Annotated in this window: 13 protein-coding genes and 1 pseudogene; 11 read left to right on the top strand and 3 right to left on the bottom strand. The window is 37.8% G+C overall.

Annotated elements, in window-relative coordinates:
- Together HMPREF0023_RS16755 and HMPREF0023_RS09630 are read left to right on the top strand one after the other, a co-directional pair.
- The coding region (locus tag HMPREF0023_RS16755; protein ID WP_008941985.1) for a hypothetical protein at positions 1-206 on the top strand (206 nt) is incomplete at its 5' end.
- Between the two features lie 2 nt (positions 207-208).
- Entirely contained in the window at positions 209-1960 is a 1752-nt protein-coding gene (locus tag HMPREF0023_RS09630) for a UvrD-helicase domain-containing protein (protein WP_008941984.1), read from the top strand.
- A 226-nt stretch (positions 1961-2186) separates the two neighbouring features.
- Here HMPREF0023_RS09630 and HMPREF0023_RS09625 read toward each other — a convergent pair whose 3' ends face one another.
- Positions 2187-2840, bottom strand: a complete 654-nt coding sequence (locus HMPREF0023_RS09625; RefSeq protein ID WP_017396750.1) for an OmpA family protein — start codon at positions 2838-2840, stop codon at positions 2187-2189.
- A gap of 392 nt (positions 2841-3232) precedes the next feature.
- Between HMPREF0023_RS09625 and HMPREF0023_RS09620 the strand changes: the two genes are divergently transcribed.
- The 6 genes from HMPREF0023_RS09620 (at position 3233) to HMPREF0023_RS09595 (ending at position 7611) form a co-directional block, all read left to right on the top strand.
- Positions 3233-4165 (top strand): acyltransferase, encoded by a 933-nt coding sequence (locus HMPREF0023_RS09620; protein WP_008941982.1) that lies wholly within the window; start codon positions 3233-3235, stop codon positions 4163-4165.
- 4 nt (positions 4166-4169) lie between these two features.
- Positions 4170-5228, top strand: a complete 1059-nt coding sequence (locus HMPREF0023_RS09615; protein WP_008941981.1) for a hypothetical protein — start codon at positions 4170-4172, stop codon at positions 5226-5228.
- A gap of 106 nt (positions 5229-5334) precedes the next feature.
- Positions 5335-6054, top strand: coding sequence for a septum site-determining protein MinC (gene minC / locus HMPREF0023_RS09610; protein ID WP_005081563.1), 720 nt, complete (start codon positions 5335-5337; stop codon positions 6052-6054).
- 59 nt (positions 6055-6113) lie between these two features.
- Positions 6114-6926, top strand: a complete 813-nt coding sequence (gene minD / locus HMPREF0023_RS09605; protein ID WP_005081560.1) for a septum site-determining protein MinD — start codon at positions 6114-6116, stop codon at positions 6924-6926.
- A 2-nt stretch (positions 6927-6928) separates the two neighbouring features.
- Positions 6929-7201 carry a cell division topological specificity factor MinE gene (minE, locus tag HMPREF0023_RS09600; protein ID WP_004663449.1) on the top strand — a complete coding sequence of 91 codons (273 nt, stop codon included), beginning with the start codon at positions 6929-6931 and terminating at the stop codon, positions 7199-7201.
- 122 nt (positions 7202-7323) lie between these two features.
- The gene (locus HMPREF0023_RS09595; RefSeq protein WP_004638195.1) at positions 7324-7611 is read left to right on the top strand and encodes a PA4642 family protein; all 288 of its coding nucleotides are present in this window, start codon (positions 7324-7326) and stop codon (positions 7609-7611) included.
- A 39-nt stretch (positions 7612-7650) separates the two neighbouring features.
- Here the strand turns inward: HMPREF0023_RS09595 and rhtC are convergent, their stop codons facing one another.
- Entirely contained in the window at positions 7651-8268 is a 618-nt protein-coding gene (gene rhtC / locus HMPREF0023_RS09590; protein WP_005081559.1) for a threonine export protein RhtC, read from the bottom strand.
- 138 nt (positions 8269-8406) lie between these two features.
- A complete protein-coding gene (locus HMPREF0023_RS09585) occupies positions 8407-11502 on the bottom strand; it encodes a DNA translocase FtsK (protein ID WP_008941979.1) in 3096 nt (1031 codons plus the stop codon).
- Between the two features lie 302 nt (positions 11503-11804).
- Between HMPREF0023_RS09585 and trxB the strand changes: the two genes are divergently transcribed.
- The 3 genes and pseudogenes from trxB to HMPREF0023_RS16550 form a co-directional block, all read left to right on the top strand.
- On the top strand, positions 11805-12755 hold the full coding sequence (gene trxB / locus HMPREF0023_RS09580) for a thioredoxin-disulfide reductase (protein ID WP_004638192.1): 951 nt from the start codon (positions 11805-11807) through the stop codon (positions 12753-12755).
- A gap of 93 nt (positions 12756-12848) precedes the next feature.
- On the top strand, positions 12849-13580 hold the full coding sequence (aat, locus tag HMPREF0023_RS09575) for a leucyl/phenylalanyl-tRNA--protein transferase (protein WP_008941978.1): 732 nt from the start codon (positions 12849-12851) through the stop codon (positions 13578-13580).
- 28 nt (positions 13581-13608) lie between these two features.
- Positions 13609-13699 (top strand): annotated as a pseudogene (locus HMPREF0023_RS16550) (arginyltransferase); the annotation flags it as partial.

The following is a 13699-nucleotide window of genomic DNA, read 5'->3' as shown; positions in this document are numbered from 1 at the left end:
CACACCTTCTAGAAAAATCAGTATTTAAAAAAGCTAAAGCTATTGGGAAAAAAAGTAAATCTAATTTTGCAATTAAATTTGCAATCGATGAAACAGAATGGTTAGTGCCGAAATATATTGTAGATGGGCTAATTTGGTTGTCTAAGGGTGAAAACTCCTTAGCATTAGATAAACTAGATAATAATTTAGTTCAGAAGGTGATTTAAAGATGAATGCTGAGCTAAATCCTGCTGAACAAGCGTCACTGATTTCATTAAGTCAAATTCAGCAATGTATTGATAACAGGCATTGTTTTAGATTAGAAGCGGGTGCTGGGGCTGGGAAAACCTATTCTTTAATTGAGTCTTTAAAATATATCATCAAAAATAAATCTGCTGAATTCGCTGACAAGAGAGTTGCTTGTATAACCTATACTAATGTCGCGAAGGATGAAATTCTAAACCGCACAGATAATCATCCTCTAATTTATGCGGATACTATTCATGCATTCTGTTGGGAGCTAATTCAACCTTTTCAAGTAAATCTAAGAAATATTCTTGCTGATCTTGATGATAAGTGGAGATCAAAAGTTCAAATTACATCTATAACTAATCAGATAGTTAAATATGACTTAGGGATTATGAGGTTAACAGAGACTGAGGCCTATTTACATCATGATGATGTAATTAAATGCATGTCTAAATTACTCCAACTTGGTAAATTTCAAAAACATCTAAAAAATAAATTTCCAATTATTTTTATTGATGAATATCAAGATACAAATCAAGATTTGGCAACTAGTATTGTTAACTATTTAATTGAGAACGATTCGGGTGTCTTAGTCGGCTTTTTTGGAGATCATTGGCAAAAAATTTATGGTAAAGATGCATGCGGCTTGGTAAATAGCCCAAGTGGCAAGATTGTTGGCATTGATAAAAATGCAAATTTTAGATCTGACAAAAATATTGTTGCTTGTTTAAATAGAATACGTAGTGAATTACCTCAAAATGAGTATAACCCATGTTCACAAGGTACTATTAAAGTATTTCATTCTAATAGCTGGGATGGAAAAAGACTGACTGCAAATCATTGGCAGGGAGATTTACCAAAAGAAGAAACTAAAGCATATATAGATCAAGTAAAAAATAAAATGTTAGCAGATGGTTGGGATTTAAGTAATCCTGTAAAAACGAAAATTTTATTTTTAACGAATAATTTAATTGCAACTGAACAAGGTTTTAAAAATTTAGCTGATTGTTTTAAATATTCAGATGACTATCTAAAAAAAAATGATCCTTACATAAAGTTTTTTTTAGATATTTTAGAACCAAGTATTTTGGCATTTAATGACAAAAACTTTGGGAAAGTCTTTCAAATTTTAGGGCAAAAGAACCCTAATTTAAAATGCCAAAGTGATAAAGGAAAATGGGCTAAACATTTTGAAGAGCTATCAAATATTAGAAGAGCATCAAGTGTTCAAAACTGTTTAAATAAAATCAAAGAAGCAGATATTCTATCTATACCTTTTTCAGTTCAAAAAAATGAAATAAAGTTTACAGAGATACTGACTAAAACTCAAAAAGAGAAAACAAATAAAGATATAGAATTTCAATCAAAATACACAAAATTTAAAGCAATAAGCTATGATGAAGTCATACAATTGGGAGAGTATATAGAAGAAAAGACACCATTCTCAACAAAACACGGTGTTAAAGGTGCACAGTTTGATAATGTGTTGGTAATTTTTGGTCGAGGTTGGAATCAGTATGATTGGGAAAAACTACTGCTATGGATGAAAAATGGTGTGCCTAATGGAGAAGAAGAAAAATTTGAAAAATATCGTAATCTTTTCTACGTTTGTTGTTCTAGGGCAAAACACAATTTAACTTTAGTCTTTACACAGTTATTGTCTGAAGATTCAATAAATAAGTTAAAAGAAATTTTTGGTTCTGAAAATATATTAGGTGATCCTTTTAATTAGGAATCATTATTTATAATGCTTAGTGTCCATTTGTATAGGAAAATGCATTTTGGCTTATATTTTGTAATTGAGTTTTTATAATTTATATATTTTTTACTAGTAAAATTGATATGAAAGTATTCTTTAAAGAATAAAAAAGATCCCAAGTAGGGATCTTTTTTATATATTTTATATATATTACTTAACTAGTAATAACCGAAGGTGGTTTTAAATTAGTCAAAACTAATTATTGTTTTGCATAGATGCTGATTTCAACACGACGGTTTTGTTCACGACCCGCAGCAGTACTGTTGTCTGCGATTGGGTTTGATGAACCATAACCTTGTGCATCAATACGATTTGAAGCAATACCTTTACCAGCTAAGTAGTTCTTAACTGATTGAGCACGTGCTTGTGACAAAGGAATGTTAATTGAGTCATTACCTGTATTGTCTGTATAACCAGTCACCAAAATCGCGCTTTGGTTATCTTCACCTAAAACTTGAGCGACTTTGTTTAAAGTTGCATAGAAGTTAGGCTTGATGTTTGATTTATTTGTATCAAATGTAATGCTACCAGGCATAATCAATTGAACAGAACCATCTGGATTACGACCAACATCTACACCAGTACCCTGCATTTGTTGACGAAGTTTTTTCTCTTTATTGTCAAGATATAAACCGCCAGCACCACCAAGCACCGCACCAATTGCCGCAGCACGGTTATTTTGCTTACTTGTGTTTGCATTTCCTTTAGAAACGCCATAACCTGCAGCAGCACCAATCAATGCGCCTAAAGCAGCTTTATCATATTCTACGCCGCCAATATTATTACCTGTAGTTTGGCAACCAGAAAGAACCAATCCAGCCCCTACGAGTGTTGAAATCATTAATGCACGCATTGCGTAGCTCCTGTCTATGTATTTTGTTGTCTCGGTGAATAATGAATGAAAAAATAACAGCGCACCATTGATATTTTGTTAATAATAAACGGTTTATTTATATTTTTGTAATACTTTGATGCATTTTACTTGCATAAAGCACCACATTTTCTCCATTGTTATTCTCTTGTGCTTATTTATAAATGCTATCAAATCGCTTCGATGTAATTGTATAACTTATGATGTATTCATATTGCAGTCTTATACCCCTGATGGATACTTGCCTAACCCAACTAAACCAAAGAAAGATATAAAAATTGTCACTTCGTCAAATATACGGTTGTATTTCAATTTCTGTTGTTTATAGTTGGAACATCTTCTTTTCAAAAACAGCTGCACTCAAGGTTCGATTTATGTCTACCGCAAATAACAAAGCATCCTTATTGCAAAAAATCGGTAAGGGATTAACTGTTAGTTCTGTCATCACCGGAAGTACGTTTTTGCATGGCCCACCCGTGCTTGCTCTAGGTTTGACTAAATTATTTAAAAAATCAGCAAAAGTAGATGAAACCAATATCCAACTTGCCAATAGCTGGATTGGTATAAACAATCAACTCATTGAGCGTGTACTACCTAACCTAAAGTGGGACATCAGCATCGATGAAAAGCTTGATCTTAACCTACAAGGTCGTTATTTGATGATGTGTAATCATCAAAGTTGGGTAGATACCACTGTAAATCAGTATTTTGGTTTAAATCGTATGCCACTTACACGTTTTTTTACCAAGTGGGAGCTGATTTTTATTCCTTTCGTCGGTCAGGCCTTTAAAATTCTAGGCTTCCCGATGATGAAACGTCACACCAAAGAACAAATCGCAAAAAATCCTGAACTTAAATCAAGAGATATGCTTGAGGCGCGTAAGTCGTGTGAACAACTGTTAAGTCAACCATTTACTTTGCTCAACTATTTAGAAGGTACACGTTTTACACCTGAAAAACATGCTCAACAGCAGTCACCTTATAAAAATCTTCTGAAACCTAAAGCAGGTGGTTTAGCGTTAGCGTTAAATATTTTAGGTGATAAAATTGATGCCTTTGTTGATATGACCATTGTTTATCCTGATGGCGCACCAGAATATAGTGATTTTTGGTTAGGTGGTGTTTCCCAAATTGCGGTAGATATCCGAAAAATTGAGATCCCAGACTGGGTACTTGGTGGGGATTATGAAGATGATCCTCAATACCGTGAACGCTTCCAAAAATGGGTTGATCAAATCTGGACTGAAAAAGATCAACTGATTAGTGAAATAAAAGCAAAATACGCCACAGCTCCACAGGTAGAGTAACAAGATGGTTCAGCAGAATACGAAACCCAAGTCTAAATACCACCGTGTCGATCAAAATAGTTGGGCTTTTCGTCTTTTTTTGATCTATGACATCTTTATGGTGTTTATTATTGTGTTCAACTTATTCTGCTTAGGTATGAACCTGTTTCTGATGAGTTCATTGGGAGAGTGGTTATTTCAACAAATCCACCTTCCCAATGTTCTTGAATTCTACCGAAGCTATCTGCACCCTTGGGTAATTACCACCGAAGCATGGTTTATTATTTTCCTCATCGCTGAATTAGTGGTTCGCTGGATTGTTGCTATTATCTATAAACATCATGCACGCTGGTGGTGGTTTCCATTCATACATTTTTATGAAATTTTGGCGATTATTCCATTTCTACGTTTTTTACGATTATTTCGTGCAGGAATTATTGCCTATCGTTTATATGAAATGGGTTATCAGGTCATTCCAGAAAAAATACAACGTACACTTTTATTTTACTATCGTGTCGTCATGGAGGAGCTATCTGATCGAGTGGTACTGACCGTTCTTGATGGTGTAAAACATGAGTTAAAAACCAATAACAGTCATCAAAACACCATTCACAACCTCGTCGATCATCACCGACAGCTCTTTGTCACCACCCTTTCTTCTTTACTACAAGAGTCACTTGCAACTGCACTACAACAGCAGCAACCCGTGATTACAAAGAAAGTAGGCGAAATTGTGAATCAAGCCATTGAAGATACGCCAGAGTTGACACAGTTGTTGAGACTAATCCCAATCGTTGGTGGACGTATAGAGCAACAAATCCAAAGTATTGGACAGCGTTTGGGCGAAAACATCAGTGCTGGCTTAATTGAACCTTTCACTGCGGGTTCACCACAACAACCCAATGAAAATTTCCAACTGATTGCTAAAAAGGTCAGTGAGATCAATATTGATAACCAACATTTAGAAGAGCTAGTCAAATCAGTGGTTTTTGAAAGTATTGATGCAATACAAAAACAAGTTCAAGTAAAACAATGGCAGGAAATGCTCTCTGAAAATGATCAATTGCACAAAAAAGCGGAATGATTACAAGAAAATTTACTAATCACGCTAGAGAATTGATGTAATTTGTTCTAGCATTTGCTTTTATTTATAACACACTAGAGTGCTTAAAAGCCCTGAAGGATACATTATGGCTGATATACGGATTACGGGCAGAATGGTGAATTTTAGTCGATTGGTATTCGACACAAATGACCACAATGCGATCCGACAGCAATTAACAAGCACATTAAATGAAGGTTCCTATTTAGGAACTTTGGTCATTATAGACAGCACCGTTGAGCAAGAGCTGATTGCACTCATTCAACTCCTGATTGATCTTGGCTTACAACCTATGGCGGTCATTGACGGAGTTTTAGGTGATGAAGCACGCGCCATTCAATTCCCTGTTTTACCTGCTGACCAGCCTTTACAGCGTATCAAAGCATCGAAAGAGCAAGTCATTGCTCATCAAGCCAAAGATGTTCCAGATAACGCTGCAATACAAACACCACAAAAAAATACAGCTAGCGCGCAAATCACCTCTTATCATGATGAGATTTTGCGTACTGGACAATGTTTAGTACAAGATCAAGGCGATATTATATTAAATGCAGGCATGAACAGTGGTTCAGAAGTGATTGCGTCTGGAAATATTCACATCTATGGTAATGCTCGTGGTAGAGTCATTGCTGGTGCAGGTGGACATACGTCAGCACGCATTTTTTGCAATTCGCTTGAAGCAGAATTGGTTTCTATTGCAGGGACCTATTGTGTGGCAGATGATATTCCTAAAGATATGATTCGAAAGCCAGTACATATTTATTTAAATAACAAGCAAGAGCTTGAATTCGAAGCCTTGCAGTTTTAATTTATAAACACCAAAAAAGCCCTTTCAGGGGTGTATGACCATAAATAGGAGTGGATTCGGTGGCCAAAATTGTTGTCGTAACGTCAGGCAAAGGTGGTGTAGGTAAAACTACAACAAGCGCATCTTTTGCAACAGGTTTAGCCCTACGTGGTCATAAAACTGTTGTGATTGATTTTGATGTAGGTCTACGTAATCTTGATTTGATCATGGGCTGCGAACGCCGTGTAGTTTATGATTTTGTAAATGTCATCAATAATGAAGCTCGCTTGCAACAAGCACTCATCCGTGACAAAGAAATTGAAAACTTATACATTCTGCCAGCTTCACAAACACGTGATAAAGATGCTTTAAGTGATGAAGGTGTCGCACGTGTCATTGATGAACTATCGCAAGAGTTTGATTACATCATCTGTGACTCACCTGCTGGTATTGAGCGTGGTGCAATTTTAGCCATGTATCATGCAGATGAGGCGATCATCGTAACCAACCCTGAGATTTCATCGGTTCGTGACTCAGATCGTATTATTGGTATGCTAGATAGCAAAACCAAAAAAGTTGAACAAAATGAAGGGCGAATCCGTAAGCATTTATGTATTACACGCTTTAACCCTGAACGTGCCGATCGACAAGAAATGTTGACAATTGATGACATTTCCAAAGATATCCTACGTGTACCAACATTAGGTGTCATTCCAGAATGCCCAAGCGTACTTCAAGCATCAAATGAAGGTAAACCTGTTATTCTTTATTCAGAAGAAAAAGCGGGTCAAGCGTATGATGATTTAGTCGCGCGTTTCCTCGGTGAAGAACGTCCTTATCGACACATTGAAGTACAGCCAAAAGGTTGGTTAGCTAGACTATTTGGAGCGTAATGATGGCAGGATTCTGGAGTAAATTATTTAGTAGTGATGAAAAACCATCAAGTGCACAAACTGCTAAAGACCGTTTAAAGGTGATCGTTGCATCTGAACAAGGTTTAGGTCGTCGTTTAAGCCAAGACAAAATCGACCAAATGAAAAAAGAAATCATGCAAGTGGTAAGTCGCTATGTGCGTGGTGTAGATGAGCAGCATATTCAAATGCAAGTCCGCTCAGAAGCAAACATCGAAATGTTAGAAATGAATATCAATTTACCTGAAGATCGATAGAAGTTTTTTCATTAGCGATTTTTTGTAAATAAAGGCAAAATACCTTGCAGCTGAGCAAAGCGTTGCTTTGCAAATCCAGCCTCGTATTTTGCCTTTATTATTTTAAAACTGAGGAGATTGATATGGCATTATCACAGCCAGCAACTTTCAATGAAGAATGGTCAGATGAGCGTGTTTTTGCCTACCTTAACCAACTTCCTCCAACGGGTGTAAATGCTGACTTTCATGTGCTTTATCATGCATTCAAACATATGCGTCCAAATGATTATGAGCGTTTGATTGTCAAGTTTTTAGCTGATGGTCGTGATTTGAACGCCACCAATCCTGAAGGACAACGCATTCATGATGTGATTGCACAATTTCCTCGCCAAAAAGATGGTTTCCTAGAAGTTTTAGCGAAATTTGCTTAAAAAAAATAGCCTGCATCATGCAGGCATTTTTTATTGGAACTATCGACTTCCAATCAAGTAGACACCCAACAGCGTGAAAATTCCACCTGAAACACCATCAATCCATTTGGCAAAGTTTTGATAAGCAGTGCGAAATGCAGGTAATGAGAAAACAAAAGCAACCAGCGTAAACCACAATGCTGTCTCAACTGAAACAATGATAAAAAGCAGAGAATGATGTTGATCAAATAAGGGATTGGTTAAAAATAAAGAAAATACACTACCGAAATAAATAATGGCTTTCGGATTTGAAAGATTAGTCAACAAACCTTTCATAAAAAACAAATATGGGGATTGTGGTAGGGTAATTGGATTTATTGTTTGATTATTTTTAGAAAAAGCAGAACGTAGCATCTGATAACCAAGCCAGCACAGATATAAACCACCTGCGATTAAAAGACCTTGTTTCAGCCAAGCCATTTTTTCAAAGATGATATTGAGCCCCATCAAAGCAAGAAGCGACCAGAGCATTGCGCCGATACAAATACCCAATACCACCAGCACCGCCTCTTTTCGAGAACGGCTAATTGCAGTTTGCGAAACCAAAAAGAAATCTGGCCCTGGCGTAATTAATGCACAAAAATGAATAAAAATTAGTGTACTCAATGCAACTAACACGGCTCACCTCAAAGTTGAGATTTTAAAGGCCAAGCTTAAATAAAAAATGTGATTTTTACCATATAAAAATAAACAAATATAAAAAAGAAAGCCTCAAAACTGAGGCTTTCATAGTGGATTATTATCATTAAAATAAAATCACACTAAAATATCTCGCTTTCCATTTGCACCCATCGCGCTAACAATCCCATTCTCTTCCATTTGGTCGATAATACGCGCTGCACGGTTATATCCTAAGCTAAATTTACGTTGTAACGATGAAGTCGAAGCTTTACGCGTTTCGAGGACAAACGAAACACACTGATCATACAATGCATCTCGATTTGGATCTCCATCACCATCTTCAAAACCACGAGAACTTGGTTCTTCATCAAATGGTGTTAAGATTTCATCGACATAGTCTGGCTCGCCACGCTCACGCCATGCATCACAAATACGGTTCACTTCATCATCACTGATAAATGCCCCGTGAACACGTTCAGGTTCAATTTTACCAGGGCCCAAGAACAACATATCACCATGCCCAAGCAGGTCTTCTGCCCCACCTGCATCCAAAATCGTACGTGAGTCAATTTTACTGTTCACACGCAAGGCAACACGTGTAGGAATATTCGCCTTAATCAAACCCGTAATCACGTCTACAGATGGTCGCTGAGTCGCAAGCAGTAAATGAATACCAGCTGCACGAGATTTTTGTGCAAGACGGGTAATCATTTCTTCAGCCTTTTTACCAACCTGCATAATCATATCTGCAAATTCATCGGCAACGATCACAATGGATGGTAATGGAGTTAAACGTGGGGCACGTTCTTGAGTTGCAGAATCACTCGGCTTCCAAGTCGGATCAATCAAATCCTCACCATTGGCAATCGCTTCTTCAACCTTACGGTTATAGTCACTCAATTTACGAATTTTCAAGAATGACATCAATTTATAGCGACGTTCCATTTCATTAACACACCAGTTCAATGCACTGACAGCATCTTTCATATCAGTTACAACAGGTGTTAATAAGTGTGGAATGTCGTTGTAGTTGGCTAATTCAAGCTGTTTTGGGTCGATAAGAATCAAGCGTAGTTGGTCTGGTGTATATTTCAATAACATCGATAAAATCATCGAGTTAACCGCAACAGATTTACCTGAACCTGTGGTTCCCGCAACCAACATATGTGGTGCTTTACCCAAATCTGCAATAACAGGATTACCTGAGATGTCTTTACCCATTGCCATAGAAAGAATGCTATTCGGATCGGTAAAAGCAGGAATCGTCAATAATTCAATCAAACGCACCATTTCACGCGTGCTGTTTGGAACCTCAATGCCAATATAAGGTTTGCCTGGAATGACTTCTACAACCCGTACCGATGCCATCGACATTGAACGCGCCAAATCACGAGAAATATTAGTAACCTTAGATGCTTTAACACCAGGCGCTAAATCAAGTTCAAAACGTGTTACGACTGGACCAGGTTGAGCTTCAACCACCTGAGCCTTAACATTAAATTCTTGTAATTTAATTTCTAGCAGCTCAGACAAACGAGCCAATTGCTCGGCAGTAAAGTTTACTTTTTTATTTGGATCAACCTCATCCAGCAATTCTAAACCTGGTAATGTTGGAAGATCACGTCTTTTTTGTGCCACTTGCATCGCACGCGACATAGGACGCCCAAAAGCATCTGTTAATGGCGCATCGAGATCAAAGTCATCATCCATATCGACATCTAAATCAGACTCAGTTTTACCCGCAGTTTCCTGCCAAGCTTCAATAAAGGCTTCTTTAGATAACGCCTCTTTCGGCTTATTTACATCGATCGGTGCTTTTACAAATGCAGATGATTGTGCGTAACTTGTTGCTTGAGAAACTGATTTTTCACCATCTTCATCGACAAGAAGATCATTAAAATCATCGAAATCCTCTCCTGCTTCAACATGCTTATCATCTTGAATTGTGTTTTGCACAGGAGCGCTATGAGGCATTGCTACTGTTGCTTTTTCAGACTCAGTAATTAGTGCATTGATTTCATGATCAAACTCAACTTCATCAATATGAGAGCTTGTATTATTTGAAGAGGTTTCTTGTTGTGTAAATGGCGTATGCGCATCTGTTGCTGTCTTACTATTCGGCACAGCAGCAAGTAACTCATCAAAAATTTGATCATCGTTCCAATCTAATCCCTGATGATGACTTTGCTGAATGACTGGTCTTGTTTGTGGTTGTGCAGAAAGTTCAGCAGCAGGATTCATATCATCTTCAGCAGCCCTGAGAAGCGCATCAATTTCTTGTTTATGATTCGCATCATCACTTTGTAATGCACGCCAAACTTCACCTGTCTGAATCAAGCGCTGACTCTCTGTTTCCAATTGATGTGCACGTTGCAGGGTTTGTTCAAAATCTTCATTTTGTGGCTCTTGTTGGGGTTGAACACGCTGCTGCCCTAATTCTTTTGCAGCAACATCTGCAAATAATCTTTCAGCAAGCTGTTGATGACGATCATCTGTTTTTATTGACTGATCAACAATCATGTCTGCATCATTATTGTTGATAGTTTGATCAGCTTCTAACGCTGCTGAATCTATAGCATTATTGGTGAGCGTACTTGTCTCAGTCTTACCAACTGTAGCCAATTGCTCCGTTCGGTCATACGCAGATTCATTTTGAGGAACATTTCGGTAAAACAAATCCTGCAAATACACAGGCGTTTTTTTCAATACACTCCATGTTTTGTCCCATTGGATCCCAAACGCTAAGGTCAACAATATGACACTAAAAACCAATAAGAATAAGGTTGCCCCGTAGATAGTCAAAGTTTGCGATAAACTCTGCCCCAACTCATAACCAATAATCCCTCCAGCAGCATTATCTAAAGTGTCAGCAGGTGTATTCCAATATAAATACAAAAGGCTAGAGATGGACAGAATTAGGAAAAACTGTGCTGCGTAACGAAATGGGCGGTTCAAAAAACTTCTCGGCCACCAAACTTGAATCGCTTCTATGAATAGAAACAATGGAAGTAACAAACTCGCCCAGCCTAAGAAACCAAAGAGTAAATCTGCGATCAAAGCACCCGCCACACCACTTGCATTTGAAACATGTTGAGTGTCACTGGATATATGCATCCAGCCTGGATCAAATGGTGTATAGGTTACTGTGGCAAGAAATAAATAAATGCCAAAAGAAATCAAAAATAATGTCATTAAAAAGCGTTGTGCATAAACACTTGACACCGCAGTCATATACAGTCCTGTAACCCAATTCGTTATTTGTTGGTATATTACTTAAGGCCATAACAGCCCTAATCAATAAGTCTAATATTATGCACTCGTTCTTACAAAAAAGATGCACGATTGTTTACTGTTGTTGTTAACATCGGGAGCTATTCACATTTCCGACACGTATTTTTGCAATAATCTGCTCGTCAGAAATGATATAGCCCAATTCGATCAAGTTAATCAATATTATCCTAATCGATTTAACCCACTCGTCTTTGGTTTCACGTATAATTTTAGCAGTTTCAATATAAAAAGGATGTTCTTTAATGAGCGCTCGTCACTCACGGTTAATTATTTTGGGTTCTGGTCCTGCTGGTTATAGTGCAGCTGTATATGCAGCACGCGCTAACCTCAAACCAACTCTGATTGCTGGTTTACAGCTTGGTGGTCAACTTACAACGACCACTGAAGTTGATAACTGGCCTGGAGACCCAGAAGGATTAACAGGCCCTGTACTCATGGAGCGTATGCAGGCTCATGCTGAACGTTTCGGTACAGAGATTGTCTATGATCATATCAATGAAGTAGACCTTAAAACTCGCCCATTCGTTTTAAAAGGTGATATGGAAGAGTACACATGTGATGCGCTGATTATTGCAACAGGAGCAACTGCACAATATTTAGGTCTTGAGTCTGAGGCTGCCTTTATGGGTCAAGGTGTAAGTGCTTGTGCGACTTGTGATGGATTCTTCTATAAAAACCAAAATGTAATGGTTGTCGGTGGTGGTAACACCGCTGTTGAAGAAGCACTTTACCTATCTAACATTGCTGCGCATGTAACATTAGTTCACCGTCGTGACAGCTTACGTTCTGAGAAGATTTTGCAAGATCATCTTTTTGCTAAAGAAAAAGAAGGCAAAATCAGTATCATTTGGAACCATCAAGTTGATGAAGTGCTCGGTGATAAAACTGGTGTAACGTCAGTTCGTATTAAATCGACTCAAGATTCAAGCACTCAAGATATTCCAGTTCAAGGTTTATTTGTTGCGATTGGACATAAGCCAAATACAGGTATGTTTGAAGGTCAACTTAACTTGAGAGATGGATACATTCAAGTGCATAGTGGCACAGCAGGTAATGCAACAGCGGCTTCAGTTGAAGGTGTTTTTGCTGCTGGTGACGTAGCAGATAGTATCTATCGCCAAGCAATCACTTCAGCAGGTTCAGGCTGTATGGCTGCATTAGATGCAGAAAAATATTTAGACAATTTGAACTAATCACATCGTTCCATCTTCGTTGGCAATCTAACTGATTGTCAACGTTGCTTCATTCAGATAGTTTAAGCATGTCATTATTTACTTACTTCAATCATGCAACAACTTCCTCCGTCCGAGTTTATCTTTCCAAACCCCATTGAAGCTGACCCTGAAGGTCAAGGCCTCATCTGTATTGGTGCCGACCTTTCCCCTGCTACGTTGTTTGAAGCCTATACACATGGTTTATTTCCTTGGTTTAATGAAGACGAACCCATTTGTTGGTGGAGTCCAGAACCTCGTTGCATCATCGAACCACATGCGTATAAACCAAGTAAATCACTCCTTCGCAATATGAAGAAGCATGATTATCAAATTACCATCAATCATGCTTTCAAAGATGTCATTCGTTCCTGCTCACTGCCACGAAGTTATGCAGACGAAACATGGATCAGTCAAGATATCATTCAAGGTTATTGTGCATTGTTTAACGCAGGTTACGCCTATAGCGTTGAAGTTTGGCAGCAAGAGCAACTTGTTGGTGGTTTATATGGTGTAAGTATTGGCAAAGGCTGTTTTGGTGAGTCCATGTTTAGCACTCAAACCGATGTTTCTAAAATGGCTTTTTACACTTTGATGCTAATTGGTCAAGAAAATCACATGCCATGGATAGACTGTCAACTGGTCAATGACCACCTTTTAAGCCTAGGCGCGAGTACAATTTCTCGCCAAGCTTATCTAAAATCGTTACAAGATGTAATTATTGCCCCCCCTATCAATTGGAAAAGTTATCAAGAACGTGTATTTTCAAGTAAAACAATAGCAGTTTTTAAAAAATTAGACGGTTAACGGATGAACACCTTGGAGGGACAGATTCATGAAATCATATCAACCCAAGTCCCTTTTAAATGACTTACAGTATTACATTACTCCACCACACGACTGTAGTTATCTCGATAACAAATCAG

It is taken from the genome of Acinetobacter sp. ATCC 27244 (assembly GCF_000156555.1).
GTDB classification, from domain to species: Bacteria; Pseudomonadota; Gammaproteobacteria; order Pseudomonadales; family Moraxellaceae; genus Acinetobacter; species Acinetobacter haemolyticus.
Note: the sequence above shows the minus strand (reverse complement) of the source record. Positions and strands in the feature narration are given on the sequence as shown.

Excerpts from the sequence above, each read along its gene's own strand:
- trxB (WP_004638192.1), top strand. The coding sequence starts at position 11,805 with ATGAGCGCTCGTCACTCACGGTTAATTATTTTGGGTTCTGGTCCTGCT.
- HMPREF0023_RS09615 (WP_008941981.1), top strand. The coding sequence starts at position 4,170 with ATGGTTCAGCAGAATACGAAACCCAAGTCTAAATACCACCGTGTCGAT.
- HMPREF0023_RS09625 (WP_017396750.1), bottom strand. The coding sequence starts at position 2,840 with ATGCGTGCATTAATGATTTCAACACTCGTAGGGGCTGGATTGGTTCTT.
- HMPREF0023_RS09595 (WP_004638195.1), top strand. The coding sequence starts at position 7,324 with ATGGCATTATCACAGCCAGCAACTTTCAATGAAGAATGGTCAGATGAG.
- aat (WP_008941978.1), top strand. The coding sequence starts at position 12,849 with ATGCAACAACTTCCTCCGTCCGAGTTTATCTTTCCAAACCCCATTGAA.
- minE (WP_004663449.1), top strand. The coding sequence starts at position 6,929 with ATGGCAGGATTCTGGAGTAAATTATTTAGTAGTGATGAAAAACCATCA.
- HMPREF0023_RS09585 (WP_008941979.1), bottom strand. The coding sequence starts at position 11,502 with ATGACTGCGGTGTCAAGTGTTTATGCACAACGCTTTTTAATGACATTA.
- HMPREF0023_RS09630 (WP_008941984.1), top strand. The coding sequence starts at position 209 with ATGAATGCTGAGCTAAATCCTGCTGAACAAGCGTCACTGATTTCATTA.
- HMPREF0023_RS09620 (WP_008941982.1), top strand. The coding sequence starts at position 3,233 with ATGTCTACCGCAAATAACAAAGCATCCTTATTGCAAAAAATCGGTAAG.
- minC (WP_005081563.1), top strand. The coding sequence starts at position 5,335 with ATGGCTGATATACGGATTACGGGCAGAATGGTGAATTTTAGTCGATTG.